The 17933-nt window shown below is 67.3% G+C and carries 20 protein-coding genes and 1 pseudogene; 13 read left to right on the plus strand and 8 right to left on the minus strand.

Annotated features, from left to right (window positions below; all coding sequences use genetic code 11):
• Window positions 1-499, plus strand: a 499-nt coding sequence (gene lucA, locus VFW69_RS19815) for a lipid uptake coordinator LucA (RefSeq protein WP_526503743.1), incomplete at its 5' end; no start/stop codon positions are given.
• Here the strand turns inward: lucA and VFW69_RS19820 are convergent.
• Window positions 500-1240 carry an enoyl-CoA hydratase/isomerase family protein gene (locus VFW69_RS19820; RefSeq protein ID WP_526503745.1) on the minus strand — a complete coding sequence of 247 codons (741 nt, stop codon included), beginning with the start codon at window positions 1238-1240 and terminating at the stop codon, window positions 500-502. It abuts the gene before it with no gap.
• A gap of 14 nt (window positions 1241-1254) precedes the next feature.
• On the minus strand, window positions 1255-1635 hold the full coding sequence (locus VFW69_RS19825; RefSeq protein ID WP_526503747.1) for a hypothetical protein: 381 nt from the start codon (window positions 1633-1635) through the stop codon (window positions 1255-1257).
• A 176-nt stretch (window positions 1636-1811) separates the two neighbouring features.
• Here VFW69_RS19825 and VFW69_RS19830 point away from each other — a divergent pair, with 176 nt between their 5' ends.
• From VFW69_RS19830 to VFW69_RS19840, 3 genes are all read left to right on the plus strand, one after another.
• The gene (locus tag VFW69_RS19830) at window positions 1812-2270 is read left to right on the plus strand and encodes a lipoprotein LpqH (RefSeq protein WP_526503779.1); all 459 of its coding nucleotides are present in this window, start codon (window positions 1812-1814) and stop codon (window positions 2268-2270) included.
• Between the two features lie 97 nt (window positions 2271-2367).
• Window positions 2368-4092 carry a hypothetical protein gene (locus VFW69_RS19835; protein WP_526503749.1) on the plus strand — a complete coding sequence of 575 codons (1725 nt, stop codon included), beginning with the start codon at window positions 2368-2370 and terminating at the stop codon, window positions 4090-4092.
• Window positions 4089-5474 (plus strand): CHAT domain-containing protein, encoded by a 1386-nt coding sequence (locus VFW69_RS19840; protein ID WP_526503751.1) that lies wholly within the window; start codon window positions 4089-4091, stop codon window positions 5472-5474. The genes VFW69_RS19835 and VFW69_RS19840 overlap by 4 nt, the downstream gene beginning before the upstream one ends.
• A gap of 3 nt (window positions 5475-5477) precedes the next feature.
• On the opposite strand, the gene VFW69_RS19845 is transcribed toward VFW69_RS19840, so the two are convergent.
• Complete coding sequence (locus VFW69_RS19845) at window positions 5478-5816, minus strand: hypothetical protein (protein ID WP_526503753.1); 339 nt, start codon at window positions 5814-5816, stop codon at window positions 5478-5480.
• Between the two features lie 44 nt (window positions 5817-5860).
• Here VFW69_RS19845 and VFW69_RS19850 point away from each other — a divergent pair, with 44 nt between their 5' ends.
• The 3 genes from VFW69_RS19850 to VFW69_RS19860 are packed head-to-tail and all read left to right on the plus strand — an operon-like array spanning window position 5861 to window position 9422.
• A complete protein-coding gene (locus tag VFW69_RS19850) occupies window positions 5861-7189 on the plus strand; it encodes a hypothetical protein (protein WP_526503755.1) in 1329 nt (442 codons plus the stop codon).
• Window positions 7186-8325 (plus strand): hypothetical protein, encoded by a 1140-nt coding sequence (locus tag VFW69_RS19855; protein ID WP_526503757.1) that lies wholly within the window; start codon window positions 7186-7188, stop codon window positions 8323-8325. The genes VFW69_RS19850 and VFW69_RS19855 overlap by 4 nt, the downstream gene beginning before the upstream one ends.
• Window positions 8326-8363: 38 nt before the next feature.
• Window positions 8364-9422, plus strand: coding sequence for an NAD(P)H-dependent amine dehydrogenase family protein (locus VFW69_RS19860; RefSeq protein ID WP_526503759.1), 1059 nt, complete (start codon window positions 8364-8366; stop codon window positions 9420-9422).
• 6 nt (window positions 9423-9428) lie between these two features.
• Here the strand turns inward: VFW69_RS19860 and lipL are convergent, their stop codons facing one another.
• Entirely contained in the window at window positions 9429-10730 is a 1302-nt protein-coding gene (gene lipL / locus VFW69_RS19865; RefSeq protein WP_526503761.1) for an esterase/beta-lactamase LipL, read from the minus strand.
• Between the two features lie 39 nt (window positions 10731-10769).
• A complete protein-coding gene (locus VFW69_RS19870) occupies window positions 10770-10922 on the minus strand; it encodes a hypothetical protein (protein ID WP_526503781.1) in 153 nt (50 codons plus the stop codon).
• 60 nt (window positions 10923-10982) lie between these two features.
• Here VFW69_RS19870 and VFW69_RS19875 point away from each other — a divergent pair, with 60 nt between their 5' ends.
• From VFW69_RS19875 to VFW69_RS19885, 3 genes are read left to right on the plus strand one after another with little or no spacing between them, the layout of a single operon-like run.
• A complete protein-coding gene (locus tag VFW69_RS19875; RefSeq protein ID WP_526503763.1) occupies window positions 10983-11156 on the plus strand; it encodes a CsbD family protein in 174 nt (57 codons plus the stop codon).
• The gene (locus tag VFW69_RS19880) at window positions 11156-11878 is read left to right on the plus strand and encodes a cutinase family protein (protein WP_526503765.1); all 723 of its coding nucleotides are present in this window, start codon (window positions 11156-11158) and stop codon (window positions 11876-11878) included. Before VFW69_RS19875 ends, VFW69_RS19880 begins: the two co-directional genes overlap by 1 nt.
• 26 nt (window positions 11879-11904) lie before the next feature.
• Complete coding sequence (locus VFW69_RS19885) at window positions 11905-12891, plus strand: NAD-dependent epimerase/dehydratase family protein (protein ID WP_526503767.1); 987 nt, start codon at window positions 11905-11907, stop codon at window positions 12889-12891.
• 12 nt (window positions 12892-12903) lie between these two features.
• Here VFW69_RS19885 and VFW69_RS19890 read toward each other — a convergent pair whose 3' ends face one another.
• From VFW69_RS19890 to VFW69_RS19900, 3 genes are all read right to left on the minus strand, one after another.
• A complete protein-coding gene (locus tag VFW69_RS19890) occupies window positions 12904-13293 on the minus strand; it encodes a PPOX class F420-dependent oxidoreductase (protein WP_526503769.1) in 390 nt (129 codons plus the stop codon).
• Between the two features lie 98 nt (window positions 13294-13391).
• Entirely contained in the window at window positions 13392-14843 is a 1452-nt protein-coding gene (locus VFW69_RS19895) for an aldehyde dehydrogenase (protein WP_526503771.1), read from the minus strand.
• Between the two features lie 9 nt (window positions 14844-14852).
• Window positions 14853-15563 carry an SDR family NAD(P)-dependent oxidoreductase gene (locus VFW69_RS19900; RefSeq protein ID WP_526503773.1) on the minus strand — a complete coding sequence of 237 codons (711 nt, stop codon included), beginning with the start codon at window positions 15561-15563 and terminating at the stop codon, window positions 14853-14855.
• Window positions 15564-15685: 122 nt separating this feature from the next.
• On the opposite strand from VFW69_RS19900, the gene VFW69_RS19905 reads away from it, so the two are divergent.
• The 3 genes and pseudogenes from VFW69_RS19905 to VFW69_RS19915 form a co-directional block, all read left to right on the plus strand.
• Window positions 15686-16651 (plus strand): TIGR03621 family F420-dependent LLM class oxidoreductase, encoded by a 966-nt coding sequence (locus VFW69_RS19905; RefSeq protein ID WP_526503775.1) that lies wholly within the window; start codon window positions 15686-15688, stop codon window positions 16649-16651.
• A 102-nt stretch (window positions 16652-16753) separates the two neighbouring features.
• Window positions 16754-17653 (plus strand): enoyl-CoA hydratase/isomerase family protein, encoded by a 900-nt coding sequence (locus VFW69_RS19910; protein ID WP_526503777.1) that lies wholly within the window; start codon window positions 16754-16756, stop codon window positions 17651-17653.
• Window positions 17650-17933 (plus strand): annotated as a pseudogene (locus VFW69_RS19915) (aromatic ring-hydroxylating oxygenase subunit alpha); the annotation flags it as partial. The gene VFW69_RS19910 and the pseudogene VFW69_RS19915, both read left to right, overlap by 4 nt.

The following is a 17933-nucleotide window of genomic DNA, read 5'->3' on the forward strand; positions in this document are numbered from 1 at the left end:
GTTGTTCGGGATCTACGGCGCGGCCGCCGCGATCGCGTTGCTCGGCATTTTCGCGTTCTATCTCTCCTTCGTCGCCGAGCTGCCCCCACCGCCGCCCAAACCGATCAAGGCGAAAAAGCCCAAGGAGCGTCGCGTGCGGCGCAAGAAGGGCGACGAGGCCGACGCCGAAGAAGCCGAAGCCGACGAGGACGCGACGGACGAGGCGGAGACCGACGCCGCAGAAGCCGAAGAGACCGAGGACGCTGAGCTGGCTGAGCCGGCGGCGGCCCCCAGTGAAGTCACCACAGAAACCGCCGACTCTGAGGCGGCAGCGGAGCCGCCGACCGAGGCGGCGCCCGTCGAAGACACCACAGAGACGTCCGAGGCAGCCGGCGACGAGGGCGACGAGTCGAAGGCCAGGTTGCGCAACCGACGCCCGACCGGCAAGGGGTCGCATCGGATGCGACGCAGGAGCACTCGGGCCGGCGTCGCGCTGGACGAAAACGCCGACGAAGACTAGTCAGCGGCGCCGCAGCCGCTCCACGTAGGCGGCGATGCGTCGCAAAGTCTCGTCCGTGCCCCACATCCGGCGAACCTCGTCGTCGACGCCGCGGGCCTCAAGGATCCGCGCCATCGTCGGGGCGTGCAACTGGGTCTTCGTCTGCCGGTAGGCGTCGGCCGGGATACTGCCCAGGTCCGACGCCTCCGCCACCGCGGCCTCGATGAGCTCGTCGGCGACGACGCGGTGGGCCAGTCCGCGAGCCATGGCCTCCGCGCCCCGATAGTTGCGGCCGCCCAGCAGCACCTCATCGGCGTGCATCCCGCAGGCGTAGCGCATGACTTCCAACGCGGCGACGGGGAACGGTACCCCGACGCGCACCTCGGCCGCGCCGATCTGCGCCTCGGGGCTGATCAAGCGGCGGTCGCAGGCGCACGCGAGCACGCAGCCGCCCGCGATGGCGGCGCCGTTGATCGCGGCGACGGTTGGCCCCGGATAGCCGAATATCGCCTCGAACGCCGCGGACAGTGCTGGGACCAGCCGATCGGTGTAGCCCGTGCCGCCCTGCACCACGCGGTTGAGGTCGACGCCGGCGCTGAAGGCGCGGCCGGCACCGGTGACAACCAGCGCGCCGGCGCCCGAACCCGCCAGCTCGCGCACCGCCGAAACCAGCTCTTCGAGCAGCTCGACATCCTGCGCGTTGACTGAACCCGACGACAGGGTCAGCACCCGTACGGTTTTCACGGTGCTGATGTCGATCATGATCATTCCTCCGATCAGCGGCCGACGGCCGCGAGGACCACGGGAATGGGCGTGTTCTCGTCGGTGTGATAGCTCGCGCAGACACGGTGGTAGCCGTCGGCGATCTGCAACGCAACCCCCGTCATGAAGTCGCCCCGCACCAGCAGGATGGGCGACAACGGTAGGCCCTTTTCGATCTTGGTGAGGTCCGCGGCGACATGGGGATTGTCCACCGGCAGCAGGCTCAGCTGCGCCGCCCGCAGAATGTCTTTGGCCATCCTGTGCGTCACGGTCCCGGATTTCAGCTTTTTGATCACCTTCTTCACGGTCTGCCCGCCCGCGAGCATGGTGAGGTAGTCCGCCGCCGCCGGAAAGTCGTGAGAATCAGGCTTTTCCAGCCATTTCACGCTGAGCATCGCGTTACTCCCTTCGCCGGCTCCGACATCGACGCAGCCTACCGGCTCGGCCCCGCGAAGTTTGGGATCGGTAGCAACCGGAGCGTTCTGTACTTGCGCCAGGACGACGCCATCGGGGCGGCGCACGAAGGAAGGAAGTACAAGTGAAACGTCTTCTCGCAGCTGCGATTGGGACCCTGGGTTGCGCCGCGGCTTCAGCGGCCCTGGTGGGGTGCTCGGCCGGCGGCCACACCGCCGCGCCCGCGTCGAGCACGACGCCCAGCGTCGCCACGGGCACCAACGCGCAGGTCAAGGTTGGCGGTACCGACCTGGCGGGCGTGAACCCCGCGTCGGTGACCTGTGTGCGGACCGGCGGCAAGATCAACATCGGCAGCGGCTCCACGGGCGGCGCCCAGCAGGCGCTGGCCGTGGTGATGACCGACGAGGCCAGCCCGAAGGTCCAGTCGCTGGCCCTCGTTGTCGACGGCAACGCCCTGGCGGTCAGCGACAACATGGGCGCGAAGGTGGGTTCGGCCAACGTCGTGGTCGATGGCAAGACCTACACCATCACCGGTCAGGCGCAGGGTGCCGACATGAAGAACCCGATGGCGGGAATGATCACCAAGGACTTCAACATCAAGGTGTCTTGCGGCTGATCGGTTGCGGCCCTCGAGCGGCGGACGTGCCTCACTCACGCGTCCGCCGCTCGCGGTTTGCGCAACCTGACACCGCCCCCGGACTTATGATGCAGCCGTGTCGATCCCGGACGAACTGGAGAAGGCGCGTCGTATGGCGTTTGCCGCTGATGAGACCGGGGCGCGCGATCTGCTGCTCTCGTTGATTCCCCGGATCGAGCGCCACGACCGGGACGACCTCATGCTGGAAGCCCTTGCGCAGCTTGGCGAGATCTACCTTGCCCGCGGGGCCTACGACGGGGTCCGCGAATCCGTCCGCCGCATCCAGGACTGCGTAACGATCTACGCCGACATGGCCGCTGGCACCGCCGTCGAACGGGTGGAGTTGTCCGACACCGAGATCACGCGGATGATCTACCTGTACTCGTGGCGCGCCCAGTTCCTGCAGACGGGTCTGGCCGCGGCGCGCGGTGACCACGAAGGTGCGGCGGCGGAGCTGGCGTCCTTGTGCGACAACGACTCCGGCTCCGGGCCCGGTGACCTCGACGACGAGCACCGGTACCTGTGCACCCACGCGTACGTCCTGTGCGCCGTCGCGTGGTGTGACGACGACCTGCATGTGCGATCAGTTCCACTGTGGGAAAAGGTTCTTGATGGCCTCGAGCACGCTAGCGGCAGCGGTTTGCGGGCCGACTACCTGTGGGTCACCGCCGCGACCGGGTACGGCAGGTTCTGTGTGGAAACCGGCCGGTTGCCGGAAGCCGAGCCGTGGCTGCGCCGCGCCGAAGCACGCGCGCAAACCTATGGTTGGGAATTGGCCACGGCCAGAGCGCAACTGGAGCGCGCCGCGGCGCGCTGGGCGGCCAACGACCATGCCGGCACCAAAGAACTGGTCGACCAGGCCTATCCCGTCATCGCCCGCCATCACCGGGCCCACGACGTCGCCCGGTGCTGGCTGTACATGGGACTCACCCGACTGGGAGCCGGCGCCCTGGAGGCTGCCGACGAATGCTGGGAACACGCCGAACGGCACTGGCGGGAATTGGGAAAGCCACTGCATCTGCACCGCATCCTGTTGCAGCGCAGCTGGATCGCCATCTTCTGGAGCCACTTCTCCGACGCGGTCGAACTGATCGCGCAGGCCCGGGAACTGCTGGACTCCTCGCCGCGCAGCAGCTGGCTGCAGTACGCCCAACTCGACAATCATCTCGGAACGGTCTGGCGCGCGGATGCTTTGGCGGATCTCGGTTTCGACAGCTCGGGTGATCCCGACGAGACGCTGGCCGAAACCGAGGCACGCCAGGCCGAGGGGCTCGGCATTCTGCGCGGCGAGGTCGGCACACCGGAGTATCGGCGCGGGATGACCAAGCTCGAGCAGGCAGCCGAGCTCAAGGTGCCGGCCGCCCTGGCGGTCGACTCGGTGCGGTATTCGATCGCCGACGCCGACGCGAGGGCTCGCTGGGCCACCGGCATTGCGGCGCCCATCCTGGCCGGCGCCTTCGCCGTGGCCTGGGAGTGGGAGAACACCGCGCTGATCAGTGAGCTCGTCGAATACCACAGCGCGCGAGGGACTTTCGAGAGGCTGCAACGACCGCGAATCGGCGAATGGGCTTCGACGGCCATCGCGTCGGTGCCCATCGACGCCGACGCGGAGCCCGTCGCGCTGGCCGCCGCCGGCCCATCCGTAGCGGGCGGCGGGTCGTTGACCAGGCTGGGACCGTTGCCGCCCTTGCAGATGCAGCCCGGGGCTGCGCCGATCCTGAGTCACTATCGTGCACTGGCATTGCAGCGTTACGGGCGCGATGTCACCGCGGCCGAGCCTGCCTGGTCCACGTGGCCATGAGCGAGCGCGACCGGCTGACCCTGATGCTGCGATACGCCGACCTCGGGATCGCGACGTACGCCAGCCTGCAGGTCGTCGGCCAGCCGTCGAGAACGGTCACGTGGGTGCTGGAAGAGCCGCTGCTGCTGGCCGCGCTGCAGGAGCTCACCGCTGCCCTGCCCGAGCCACAGGGCACCGAAACCCGGCGTGACGCCATCGAGCGCGCGCTGACCACGGGACCACTGGCCAATCCGGACACCGAACTCGCGGTCGCCTACATCCTCGGTGTGTTGCTGATCGGTACGCCCGGGTGGCAGCTGCTGGCCGAATGCGTGAACTCGTCCCGGGCGGTGCTGTTCGTCTCGCCCAGCGCCCGGCTGGCCCGGGTGCCATGGGCACTGCTCGCGATTCCGAAATCGGGACCGAGCAAAGAGGAACTGGTGCGTGCGCGCCAGGACGCGATTACCGCCAGCGGCCGCGCTGCGGCCCAAATCCCTTGGCAGCTGGCCAACATCGATGAGTTGACCGACGGCCATCGGCTGATGGAGTTGGTCGACGTGCTGATGGCGGTGCCGCCCAACATCGTGCACTCGCCGCGAACGCCCGCCGGGTGGGACGCGCGGCGCGACGGGCCACCGCTGCTGGTTCTCGACCCTCGGGTGCCGGGACAACGGCCGGACTCCGCGCTCGGATCGGTGCTGGGCAGGCCCTCGCCGCACACGCCCGTGGCGCAACACTTCGCCGAACTCATCGACCGGCGACCCATCCTGCCGCATGCCGACACCGTGGTCGACCTGTTCCGCCGCCAAGATGCGGACCGTGCGTGGCTGGCCAACCTGCTGGCTCAAACCCCGTGCCGGCTGTTCTATGTTGGTCACGCGAGTTCGGCGGACAACCAACACGACGGGGGAACTCGGGCGGACCGGGCGGCCCTTCACCTGGCCGACACCGCGGATATCCCCGGGGATGCCAACGCAATCGGCGATCACCGCCCACTGACCGCCTCGGATCTGATGGCCCTTCGGTTGCCGATGCCGCCACGCGTGGCGCTGCTCGCCTGCGGATCGGGGGGTGACTATCAATTCGACGAGGCAACCGGGTTGGTGGCGGCAATGATCCTGGGCGGCGCGCAGTTGGTGACGGCTACCTTGTGGTCGCTGCCGACATCAGCCGCGTATCGGCAATTCACCGAGTTGTCCGGTGCGCCGGGCTCGGAGCCGGCCGATCCGATGGCCGACCTGGTGGCAGCGGTGGACACCTCACACGATGCCGCGCAGGAGGCCGGGTGCGCGGTGAATCGTTGGCAGCGTGCGCAGCTGCGGCGCTGGCGCGCCGGGGATGTGAGCGCCAGCCCGCTGTATTGGGCCGCCCTGGTCACGTTCGCAGTGGACGGCGCCCGCTAGCACTCACAGCGAGGCCACCCAGGCCGCGTGGACGGCCAGCACATCGTCGGGCAGCGAAAGCTCCTCGCGTGAAGTCGGATCGAAGGCCACCAGCACGAGCAGGCCGGGCCGCAGCACCGATAGGTCGAGACCACGGTCGCATCGGGCCAGCTTGCCGATGAACGTCTCCCCGGAGACGGCCACCACCTCGATGAAGGCCTGACGATTGACCTTGCGCACGGTGCCGACCCCGACGGTGCGGTTTCCGGCATCCCGGCGGCGGCGGGACCTGAGCCATTCGGGCGGCAGCGACAGCTTGTTCATGCGATCAGGGTCCTGCCGAACACCGGCTACCGAACCCAACTTTATGGCTGCCGCAAACTTTGCGATGGCCCTATTCTGTGCAGATGAGCGCCGAACCGCAGGTGGCGACCGCCGTGGCAGGTGAGGCGGTGGGCCACCCGCGGCGGTTGGTGATCGAAACGGCCTGGCGCGCCATCGGTCCGGGCGTCGAGGTGTTCAGCGCTGACGACGGCGGCCCGCTGAGCCGGACCGTCAAACGCATCATCGACCCGTTGGTGCTGCGACTGCGGTCCAACCCGGCGTATTCGGCCCCGGTCGTGACGCGCGAGACGGCAGCGGCCATGCACGACCTCATCGTCGGCAGCGGTTCCGAATTACGCTCGGCCGCAGCCTGGTTCGAGGCGCTCAAACAGGAGCGTCGCCGGCAGCGGATTCGCACCGGGAACGCCCAGGAACTGTACTTTCCGGTCTGCTTCGAGCTCGCCGTCACGAAAGGTCCACCGACGCCGCAGGATTACGAGACGGCGGCGGCGGTGCTCGGCGACATCCACCGGGATCGCGATCGCACCGCGATCGAGCTCCTGCATCGCTATGTCGCAGATGCCGATGTGGTTGCCACGCTGGCCGAGCAGCTGGAGCGCAGTTGGCGCGACGTGCGGGCGGGCGAGGCCGTCATCGATGCGTTCCGGGCCGAACTCGACACGGTGTTGGGTGCGGCCGGCAGCCATGGCGTGGCGGCGGCGCGTCAGCGCGTCTGGTCGGCGATGATCACCGACCTCACCCCGTACAACATGGGCGCGCTCGCCCGCACCGATACCGCCCGGCTGCCATGGTCGATCGTCGAGCTGGGCTTGAGTTCGATTGCGCCGCAGCGTCCCCCAACGATTTCACAGAGTGCGGATGGTGACCGCCCCCTGGATCGCAGCGTCGTGGACCGGGTGCGCGCAACCCTGCGACGCACCTTGGATCGCGACGCTTTGCCCGAAATCCCCTTGCTGTGCGAGGAAGAAGTCGACCGGGCCTGCGCGCCGTGGGGACTGCTGGCCGAAGATAAACAAGCCACATTGGTGGCCGGCATCGAGGTCGCGGTGCAGCTGGCTCCGCTGGACCAGAACGCTTCTTGCCGCTATGACTTGGCGACCCAGATCCAGGCGCGCCTTCGCAAGGAAGCCTATGTTTTGCACGCCCGGCGCTATCTGGCCGAGAACGGGCCGATTCATCCGCGCCAACGGCAAGTGGTCGACGACCTGGCCGCCTACGCGCAGCCGTACCTGAGCCGGCTGTGGGCCCGGCTGCACGGGCGCGACGTCTGGCAGGAGCCCTGTGCCGACGTCGACGACGTGCGCGCACTGCTCGACGGGGTGGCGCGCTCGGTGAGCCTCGACCATCGGCAACGGATCAAAGCGATGCTGGAATTGCAGGTGGCCGGATGAGATTGGTTGCTGATTCCGGGCTTTGGAGCACCGGTCCTGTCGATGCCGCGGCCGCGACGCCACTGGTCGCGCTGCTCGAAATCAGCGGCGCGGTGCTGTCCTGGACGGTGGACGACCCCGACGACGTGGCGCCGCACATCACGTTCACCGATGTGTCGCGCGCGGACTGGTTGTGGCGGATCGTCGGCGAGGCCGGACATGTCGCGCTGGTATCGGCCGTGAACGGCGCAACCGGCAAGCCGCACAGCATCGAGCTCACCGGCGTCGACCTGGTGCCAGGCTCGGCCGCCCCGCTGCGCAGGCTGGCCACCGGGCATTGGCTGCGCCGGTGGTGGCCGGCCAGCAGGCAGGACGGCATCGCCGGACTGGACCGCGCGCTGCTCGATGCAGAGGTTGCGTTGCTGACCGCCGGGGCGCAGAGCTTCTTCCCCGACGACACGCTGGACTCCGACGTGGCGCAACTGCTGGAGCCGCATGCCGCCGCGCTGATAAGCCATGTCCGCAGCGATGATTCACGCGTCGTGGACTTGGCGCGTGCGGGTGCCGGACTCGCCGACGAAATCGGCGCGGACGGCGATCGGTGGTCGGAATTGATTGCGGCCGTCGATGATTCGAGCCTGGCCCTGACGCTGCCGAGTGATCGCCGCGACGACTACGCGCTGGCCGCCGGCGCGGGCGCGGGTCCCCGCGGTGCGGGCGCGATAGCCCGGGGCGTCGCGCCCATCGCCTGGAGCGGGGTGCCCCCCGCGATCTTCGACGCCGGTGAGACCACCGTCGACTGGAGCATCGAGGCCGGCGGCACGGCGGTCGTCGCCGTCGTGCAGGCGGCCGTCATCGGCCCGGACCCGGCGACCGGCATCGCGGTGCGGTTGCGCTCGGCCGCCATCGACGGCACCGGCACCCTGGACGCGACCGGGCGCGCCACTCTTCCGCTGAAAGACAGCCAGCGGGGCGCCCTGACGGAGTCGGCGGCGTGGGACCACGATTGGTCGATGACATCGGTGGTCGTCGGCGCCGAAACATCGGAATCTCCCGAGATACGGGAGCGGGTACGGCGGTGGGCGCGGGCGCGGCTGAACCTGCCGCCGCGGGACGCCTTCCTCGCCGAAACATTGGCGTCAGAATCTGCCTATTAGGCCTACTAAGAACCCCGGTCATTCCCTATGCTGAGCGAGTGCCAAACACCTATCGCGTCGTTCAGTGGAACACCGGAAACGTCGGCAAGAGCTCGCTGAAATCGATCGTCACCAACCCCACCCTGGAATTGGTCGGCTGCTATGCCTGGTCGCCGGAGAAGGCCGGGCGCGACGCCGGCGAACTCGTCGGGATCCCGCCGCTCGGCATTGCGGCCACCAACGACATCGACGAGCTGCTGGCGCTCAAGCCGGACTGTGTGGTCTACAACCCGATGTGGATCAACGTCGACGAACTGGTCCGCATCCTGTCCGCGGGGGTCAACGTGGTGACCACGGCCTCGTTCATCACCGGACACAACCTCGGCGACGGCCGCGACCGCATCCTGCAGGCCTGCGAGAAGGGCGGTTCCACGATCTTCGGGTCGGGTGTCAGCCCGGGCTTCGCCGAACTGTTGGCCATCGTATCGGCCATGGTGTGCAACCGGATCGACAAGGTCACCGTCAACGAGGCCGCCGATACCACCTTCTATGACTCGCCGGAGACCGAGAAGCCCGTCGGCTTCGGCCAGCCGATCGGCCACCCCGACCTGCCGGCGATGGCCGCAAAGGGCACGGCCATTTTCGGCGAAGCCGTCCGGCTGGTGGGCGACGCGCTCGGCGTCGAGTTGGACGAGGTGAAGTGTGTCGCCGAGTTCGCCGAGACCACCGAGGACCTTGTCATGGCTTCCTGGACCATCCCCGCGGGACACGTCGCGGGGACCTACATCAGCTGGCAGGGCATCGTCAATGGCAAGACGCTGATCGACCTCAATGTCCGGTGGAAAAAGGGACAGACACTGGAACCCGATTGGAAGATCGAGCAGGACGGCTGGGTCATTCAGGTCGACGGGCAACCGACGGTCACCACCAAAGTCGGCTTCCTGCCGCCGCCGTACTTCGAGGCCACGACGCTCGAGGAATTCATGGACCTCGGCCACATCATGACGGCCGTGCCCGCCATCAACGGGATCGCCGCCGTCGTCGCCGCGGCGCCGGGAATTGCGACCTACGCCGATCTTCCACTGACACTGCCGCGCGGCAACGCGTACGTCGGGTAGCCCAGATCAGCCCTCGCCCGACGCCACGATGTCGCGGACATTCGCCCCTCGTCGAGCGGGTTTGGCGTAGCGGGCCCCCAGCGGCGGCACCGCGAGCGGGCCCTGGTCACGGACCGCCTCGATGGCATTGCGCAGCGGACGGGCAAGGCCCGCAAAGGATCCCATGTCGAACAGCAGCGGCGTCAGCAGCCGGTTGTGGACGAACCCGAAGGAGCTGCGGGTCTCCGGGTCGGCCCAGCCGAGCGTTCCGCCCAGACCGACGTGACCGAAACCGCGCAGTAAACCGGGAACCGGCGACTCGTGATAGCCCAGGTGAAACGGCATGGGCACCACCATGTTTGCGTCGGGCCACTTGCGCCGCGCCTGTCCAGCCAGTCCGCGCGCCAGGTCCTCGGACAGGAACTTCTTTCCGTCGATGCGGCCGTCGTTGGCCAACACGCCGAACATCTTGGCGAGCGCCCGGCCGGTGACGACGCCGTTGGCGGCGGGGATCTCGCCGTCCAAAAACGGGGTGTCGCCCTTGATCAGGGAGATGACGCCGGGGAAGTACATCGCGCCCAGCGCACCGGAGAATGGCAGACCGGCCACCCGCGGTGCGATGAAGTTGAACACCGGTGCGCGCAGCCTGCCCTGCGGTATCAGGATTTGGGCCGGCGTGGTCGGCGAGCCTTCCGGTGGGCGGCCCAGATGCAACCCGTCGGTGTTGAGCGGACGGGCCACCTCCTGGCGGATCAGCTCGCGCATGCCTTTGCCGGTCACCGCCCTGGCCAGGCCGGACAGCAGCCACCCGTAGGTGAGCGCGTGGTAGGCCTGCACACCGCGCAGGTGGTCGACCGGCGCCGCCGCCAGCCGCTCCTCCATGAGCAGGTGGTCCATCAACTCCGTCTTGCTGACGCCGCGCAGGTGTGACAGCCCGGAACGGTGTCGCAGGACGTCGCGAACCGTGATCTCGGCCTTCCCATTGGCGCCGAACTCGGGCCAGTATTCGGCGACGGGCGCATCGTAGGACAGCAGGCCGCGGTCGGCGAGCCGGTGAATCACCGTCGACGCGACGCCTTTGGTCGCCGAGAACACCATGGCGCCGGTGTCGGCGGACCAGCGCTGGGTGCCGGCCCGGTCCGACCACCCGGTCCAGACGTCCACGACCGCCACCCCGTCGAGGTAGACGCTCAGCGCTCCCCCGCCGAACCGGCGACCGGGAAACAGCTGGGAGAACACCTTGATGGCGCTCGCGAAACGCGGGTCGGCAGCACCGGACACACCGCGCGGCAAGCCAGCGTCGGTGACCAGCAGAGTCGACGGCGTCACCGCGTCGCGACGCCTCGAGCGTTCACGAGCTTGAAGCTATCAGCCCTCCGGTGGCTCGGGTTTCGGACCGGGGGCTTGTTCGGGGGGCGAGTCGCCTAAATAGCGCTTCAGCCGCAGTAGTTGATTGACCACCATGCCGATGCCGAGCAGCATCAACACCACCACCACTGCCACCACGATTGCGGTGCTCACGTATCCATGATGACAGCGCGGGAGTTTTGATATCTCTCAATGCTGGGTAGCCACAGCGGCATGAGCAACGAAGACAAGGTGAAGAACAAGGTCGAGGACCTGGGCGGCCGGGCCAAAGAGGCCATCGGCAAGGCCACCGGAGACCACGACACCCGGGACGAGGGCAGGGCGGACCAGGCGAAGTCCAGCCTGAAGGACGCCGGCGAAAAGGTGAAGGACGCCTTCAAAAAGTAATGGACATTCGCAAGGCGTCGGCCGTGGTATCCACGCGCCGACCATTGGTCTCGATGCTGTCCGCGGCTGCGGTGGCCGGTTCGCTCTTGTCGAGCGCATCGGTTCCGTCCGCGGCGGCCGAGCCGTGCCCCGACGTCGAAGTCGTTTTCGCCCGAGGATCCGGCGAAGCTCCCGGTGTCGGCGGGATCGGTCAGACATTCGTCGACGCGTTGCGCTCACAGGTGGGTGGCAAATCACTGACCGTGTACCCGGTCAATTACCCTGCCAGCACTGACTTTTCCAGCCCTGACTTCCCATTGACCGTCATCGACGGCATCCGGGACGCCAGTTCGCACATCGAATCGATGGCGGCGAATTGCCCCAACACTAAAGAGGTACTCGGCGGCTACTCGCAGGGCGCCGCGGTGGCGGGCTACACCACCTCGGCCGCCGTGCCCCCGGGCGTTCCCGCCTCCGCGGTGCCCCCGCCGATGCCACCGGACGTCGCAAAGCACGTCGCCGCCGTGACCTTGTTCGGAACGCCGTCAGGTCAGTTCCTGCGGAAGTACAACGCACCGCCGCTGACAATCGGGCCGTTGTATCAGCCCAAGACGCTCGAGTTGTGCGCGCAGGGCGACCCGATCTGTGGCAACGCCGACGGCAACAACTTCGCCGCGCACACGTCGTATCCCGTTAACGGCATGACAAGCCAGGCTGCCAACTTCGCCTCGAGCCATCTATAGGTTTTGGAGTCTTGCAGAATGAGCCCATGCGGGTTCTGATCACGGGCGGTACCGGTTTCGTCGGCGGGTGGACCGCCAAGGCCATCTCCGATGCGGGGCACGCCGTCAGGTTTCTGGTCCGAAACCCCGACAAGCTGCAGACCACCGTCGCCAAGCTGGGCGTCGACGTCTCGGACTTCGCGGTCGCCGACATCGTCGATCGTGTCGCGGTGCGGGAGGCGTTGCAGGGATGTGACGCCGTCGTGCACAGCGCCGCGCTGGTCGCGACCGACCCGCGCCAGACGCCCGCGATGCTCGCCACCAACATGCAGGGCGCCCAGAACGTGCTGGGCCAGTCCGTAGAGCTCGGCCTGGATCCCATCGTCCACGTGTCCAGTTTCACCGCGCTGTTCCATCCGGACCTGGAGACGCTGACGGCGGACCTGCCGGTGGTGGGCGGGGCGGATGGATACGGAACGTCCAAGGCGCAGGTGGAGATCTACGCCCGGGGCCTGCAGGATGCGGGTGCGCCGGTCAACATCACTTATCCGGGCATGGTGCTCGGCCCGCCGGTCGGCGATCAATTCGGTGAGGCCGGCGAGGGTGTGCGGGCGGCCGTGCAGATGCATGCGATCCCCGGGCGCAGCGCCGCGTGGCTGATCGTCGACGTACGCGATCTGGCTGCGCTCCACGCGGCGTTGCTCGAGCCCGGGCGCGGGCCACGCCGCTACACCGCCGGTGGTCATCGGGTGCCCGCGGCCGACCTCGCGGACCTGCTCGGCGAGGTCGCCGGGACGCCGATGGTCGCCGTCCCGATCCCGGACACCGCCCTGCGCGTTGCTGGCGCGGTGCTGGATCGGGCGAACCGTTTCCTGCCCTTCGAGACGCCGTTCACCTGGGCGGGAATGCAGTACTACACCCAGATGCCGGCGTCGGACGATTCCCCGAGTGAACGAGACCTCGGCATCACCTATCGGGACCCCAAGGAGACTGTGGCGGACACCTTCGAGGCCATGCGCGCCGAAGGCAGCTAGCCGCGGTGCGCCTCAGCCGGCGGCCTTGATTTCCAGGCCGACGTGCACCTTGTCGATACCGCCGCGGACGATCGAGTGCGCGTAGAACCACGGCGCGTGATACCAGTACCGCTTGAGGACGGCGTTGTAGACGCGTCGCGTCTCGGCCTTCGGTAGCACCCGGGCCACGGCTTCGACCTCTTCGCTCTTGGGCTTGCCCAGCGCCCCGCTCTCGGCAATCGTCACCCTGGGAGTGTTGTTGATTCGCTTGGTTTTCCACGAACCGTCGTCGGTGATCACCAACAGCGCGTCGTCGCCGTCGGGCACGCCCCAGATCGGTGTCGGTTTCGGGCGCCCATCCTTGGTGAATGTCGTCAACAGCAAGTACTTGGATTGAATAACGTCCTTGAAGCTGGGGGCCACGCGTGTTCCCTATCTATGAATGGATTTGCCCCACCCCATTCCCCAATCGCGAAGTTCCCAATCATCGCGTCGGGCATCCGGGCCACTCGGCCGAGGCGTCAATTAGTTGCCGCGGCTGAAATGGATTGGCTCACCGTGTAACTGTCGATTCCCTCGGTACCGAGTTCGCGGCCGTAACCACTGTTCTTGACCCCGCCGAACGGTGCCGCCGGATCCATGATGTAGCCCTCGTTGACGCCGAAGGTGCCCGACCGCACTCTGGCCGCCACGCCGTAACCGCGCTCGATGTCGGCGGTGAACACCGATCCCGCCAGCCCGTACTCGGAGTCGTTGGCGATGCGAACCGCCTCGTCCTCGTCCCGGTAGGAGATGACGGTCAGGACCGGACCGAAGATCTCCTCGCGGGCGATCCGCATGCCATTGGTGGCTTCGCTGAACAGCGTCGGCCTTACGTACCAACCGGTTTCGAGGCCGTCGGGCATCTCGCTGCCCCCGGTCACCAGGCGCGCCCCTTCGCTTCTGCCCGATTCGATGTAGCCGCGGACCCGCTCCTGCTGGCGTTGGGCCACCAGCGGCCCGATCTGGGTATCGGGATCAGCCGGGTCGCCCACCGTCATCGATTGCATGCCGGCTGCCAGCGCGTCGACGAACTCGTCCTCGCGCGCCTCCGGCACCAGGATCCGGCTCAGCGCATTGCATACCTGACCGCTGTTGGCGAGGCTGGCCATCTGAATGGCGGTGGCAGTCGCGGCAGGGTCGGCATCGTCGAGCACAACGGCGGCCGACTTGCCACCCAATTCCAGGCTCACCTGCGTCAGGCTCTCAGCGCACGCCAGCGCCACCTGCCGTCCGGCGGCGGTGGACCCGGTGAACGAGACCTTGTCGACGCCCGCGTGGCCGACCAGCTGTTCACCGACATCGCGGCCGCCGGGCACAACATTCAACACACCCTGCGGAAGCTCCGCTGCCGCAACGAGTTCGGCAAGCAGCTGCGCATCGAGCACGGATTCGGGGGCGGGCTTGAGCACCACCGAGCATCCGGCCAACAGGGCCGGCACGAGCTTGCACATGGTGAGAAACTGCGGCATGTTCCACGGGACCACCGCGGCCACAACGCCCACGGGAAGCTTACGGATCCGAATGTCCTTGCCGTACAGGCCCGGACGATCGTGTTGCCACTGGTAATTCGCTGCCATGCCGCAGAACGCCGAGATCATGGTCAGCGGGAGGCGGACCTGCGCCATTTTGGCGAACGTGACGGGTGCGCCGATCTCGGCCGAGATCAGCGCGGCCATGTCGGCTCGGCGCTCCTTGTAGATCCCGGCCAGCCGGGTGAGCGCCTCGATCCGTTCCGCGGGCTGCATCCGTGGCCACGGACCGGTGTCGAAAGCCCTGCGCGCCGCGACGACGGCGCGGTTCACATCCTCGGGTCCCGCGGCGACCGCGTGGCCGATCACGGCCTCGCTGTGCGGCGACACCACCGAGATGACCGACTCAGATTGCGGTGCCGTCCAGTTGCCGTCGATGAAGAGGTGGTCCCTCTCGTACATGTTGCCTCGCTAGGTGTTTCGACCGCCGTTTACGCCGAGGATCTGGCCGGTGATGTAGCTGGCCTCTTCCGAGATGAAGAAGGCGCATGCCGCGGCGATGTCCTCCGGCTTGCCGACGCGACGTACCGGGGTGCGTTGGATGTGATCCTCCACCGTGCCGCCCAGCAGGTGCCGCCGCTCGGCGCTGCGCAGCATCGGTGTGTCGACGAACCCCGGCGGTACGGCGTTGACCGTGATGCCGCTCGGGCCGTATTCCAGGGCCAGCGATTTAGTCAGGCCGTTCACCGCGGACTTCGCGGCCACATAGTGCGCCATGAACGGCTGCCCGGAGTGCGTGCTGGACGACGAAATGTTGACGATGCGACCCCAGCCCGCCTCGATCATGTCGGGCAACACCGCCTGAATGGCGTGGAAGACACCGTTCAGGTTGACGTTGATCACCTTGGTCCAGTCCGAGAAGGACATGTCCATGAACTTCTTGAAGCCCTCGACGCCGGCCGCGTTGACCAGCACCACGACCGGGCCGAGCGCCTCGCGGATCGCCGATACGGCGGTGTCCACCTGCTCACGGTCGGTGACGTCGGCGACATACCCGACGTCGTCGTCGGTGGGAGAAAGGTCGATGACGGCCACCTGAAATCCGTCACTGCGCAACCGTTCGGCGACGGCGCGGCCGATTCCCGACGCACCACCGGTCACCACAGCCGTCTTCGCGACCAACCTCGACCCACCTTCCTGAGCGATCGCCCAACCAATGGGCTTCCCATGCCTATCACCCCGCGTCAACGGTGGTCAAGTAACGGGCCTTGAATATCGAATGCCACGCAATCTAGGGTCCGTTGATGGACAGGCCCCCGTTCCGCTTCGCGGTGCAAACGACCAACGCCGCCGGCGGCCGTGAGTGGCGTGACACCGTTCGCAAGGTCGAAGACCTCGGGTACACAACGCTTTTCCTCGCGGATCACTATCTGGGGCCCGGGCCCGCGCAACGAGAGGCGCGCACCCCACGCCAAGACCTGGCACCCATCGCGGCGATGGCCGCGGCGGCGGCCTGGACCGAGACCTTGCGCATCGGTTGCCGCGTCTTCTGCATCGACTACCACGTGCCCGCGGTGTTGGCGAAGGAAGCGGCGACACTCGATCTGCTCTCCGACGGGCGTCTCGAATTCGGCATCGGCGCCGGCTGGAGCGGGGTCGAATATGCCGCGATGGGGCTCGAGTTCGACCGGCCGGGCCGGCGAATCACCAAGCTGGCCGAGGTGGTCTCGCTCATCAAGGCCCATTGGCGGGGCGAAGAACTCGACTTCTCGGGCGAGTTCGTCGAGGTACACGGTTATGCGGGGCGGCCGCGACCGGTGCAACAACCCCATCCGCCGATCATCATCGGCGGGGGCGGACAGCGCGTTCTTACGCTGGCCGGACGCGAGGCCGACATCGTCAGCATCTCCAGCGTGCCGTTTGTGGCGCAGGACGCCGACGGCCTGGACCCACAGGCCGTAGCGGAGCGCCGGATCGGCTTCGTGCGTGCCGCCGCCGGTGAGCGCTTCGGCCACCTGGACGTCGAAAGCTCCCCGTACTTCACCGAAATCACCGACGATCCCGAAACCGTGCTGGCGGGGCTGTCGAAGTCGACGGGTATCGCCACCGACCTGTTGCGCAACCATCCCAATGTGCTGATCGGTTCGGCGGATCACGTTGTCGAGACGCTGCATTCGCGCCGGGAAACTCACGGCGTCAACTACGTGACGGTGCAGCAGTCACAGATCGAATCCTTCGCGCCCGTGGTGGCCCGCCTGCACGGACGGTGAGCCTTGACCACCGCGACCGGAGGTGCAAGCATGTCAGCTACCCGGTTTGGGCGATCGCTCAAACCAGCGCGCTGACAGTTTCTCGCAGAATGAGACGGCTCAATGGCAAAGCGAACCAGATACAGCGAATACCACGATCAGTACGCGAATTACCGGCTCGAGCTCGACCAACACGGCATCCTATTCATGCAATGCCACACCAACGGCGGCAGCCTGGTGTGGGACTGGCGCGCACACGACCAGATGTCGGACGTGTTCGCCGATATCGCCGGTGACCGCGAAATCAAGGTGCTCATCCACACCGGAACCGGCGAGAACTACAACGCCAACTGGGGACGCCTGCCCAACGGCGACCCGGTCGAAGAGCCCGACTATCTCCTCATGCCCGGCACCCGCGGCTTGCTGAAACTCGACGAAAAGGCATGGTATGCACGCCATTTGATTAGCAACATGCTCGACGTCGACGTCCCGATGATCAGCGCCGTGAACGGACCGTGCAACATGCACTCCGAGGTGCCGTTGCTCGGCGACATCGTCCTGGCCTCCGAAGACGCATACTTTCAGGACGCCTCGCACTTTCCGCGCGGCCAGGTGCCCGGCGACGGCCAACACGTCATCTGGAGCTTCCTGGCCGGCCACACTCGTGCCCGCTACTTCCTGTTGACCGGTATGAAGCTGGGCGCGCAGGAGGCCAAGGAGTGGGGCGTGGTCAACGAGGTGCTGCCCAAAGACCAATTGCTGGACAGGGCCTGGGAACTCGCCAGCGAACTGGTCAAGCGTCCACCGCTGACCCTGCGTTATTCGCGCCAGTTGTTCACCAACCCGCTCAAGCGGGCCTTCATCGACGAGCTCGGCCACGGCCTGGCCCGGGAAACCTACGCGCAGCGCGCCTTCTTCCCGTTCGGCGGCGAGATGGCACCGCTGGACCGTGCCTGGGACCAGCAGCCTTGGAAAAACTCGACGCCCAATGGCGGGCAGCGTAGTGATGAAGTCCCCTCGTGACCGGTATCCAGCAGCGCCTGTCGACCGGGCGGGGCAAGTTCACCACCGACTATCCCGAACTGGGGACCGCGCCCGTCAGCTATGAGGACTCGATCTCCGAGGAATTCTTCACCGCCGAGCGCAAGGCTGTCTTCGAGCGAAGCTGGTTGTGCGTGGGACGGATTGAACGCCTGCCCCGCAAGGGGTCCTACTTCACCCGCGATCTGCCCGGACGCCTCGCCTCGATCGTGATCGCCCGCGACCGGGACGACACGGTGCACGCGTTCCACAACGTGTGCGC

The sequence above is a fragment of the Mycobacterium sp. genome (assembly GCF_036273375.1).
Lineage (GTDB): Bacteria > Actinomycetota > Actinomycetes > Mycobacteriales > Mycobacteriaceae > Mycobacterium.

What these genes read in the sequence shown, in the direction of transcription:
- VFW69_RS19820 (WP_526503745.1), bottom strand. Translation starts at nt 1,240, where the DNA reads ATGATCGACATCAGCACCGTGAAAACCGTACGGGTGCTGACCCTGTCG.
- VFW69_RS19825 (WP_526503747.1), bottom strand. Translation starts at nt 1,635, where the DNA reads ATGCTCAGCGTGAAATGGCTGGAAAAGCCTGATTCTCACGACTTTCCG.
- VFW69_RS19840 (WP_526503751.1), top strand. Translation starts at nt 4,089, where the DNA reads ATGAGCGAGCGCGACCGGCTGACCCTGATGCTGCGATACGCCGACCTC.
- VFW69_RS19850 (WP_526503755.1), top strand. Translation starts at nt 5,861, where the DNA reads ATGAGCGCCGAACCGCAGGTGGCGACCGCCGTGGCAGGTGAGGCGGTG.
- VFW69_RS19855 (WP_526503757.1), top strand. Translation starts at nt 7,186, where the DNA reads ATGAGATTGGTTGCTGATTCCGGGCTTTGGAGCACCGGTCCTGTCGAT.
- VFW69_RS19875 (WP_526503763.1), top strand. Translation starts at nt 10,983, where the DNA reads ATGAGCAACGAAGACAAGGTGAAGAACAAGGTCGAGGACCTGGGCGGC.
- VFW69_RS19880 (WP_526503765.1), top strand. Translation starts at nt 11,156, where the DNA reads ATGGACATTCGCAAGGCGTCGGCCGTGGTATCCACGCGCCGACCATTG.
- VFW69_RS19885 (WP_526503767.1), top strand. Translation starts at nt 11,905, where the DNA reads ATGCGGGTTCTGATCACGGGCGGTACCGGTTTCGTCGGCGGGTGGACC.
- VFW69_RS19895 (WP_526503771.1), bottom strand. Translation starts at nt 14,843, where the DNA reads ATGTACGAGAGGGACCACCTCTTCATCGACGGCAACTGGACGGCACCG.
- VFW69_RS19905 (WP_526503775.1), top strand. Translation starts at nt 15,686, where the DNA reads ATGGACAGGCCCCCGTTCCGCTTCGCGGTGCAAACGACCAACGCCGCC.
- VFW69_RS19910 (WP_526503777.1), top strand. Translation starts at nt 16,754, where the DNA reads ATGGCAAAGCGAACCAGATACAGCGAATACCACGATCAGTACGCGAAT.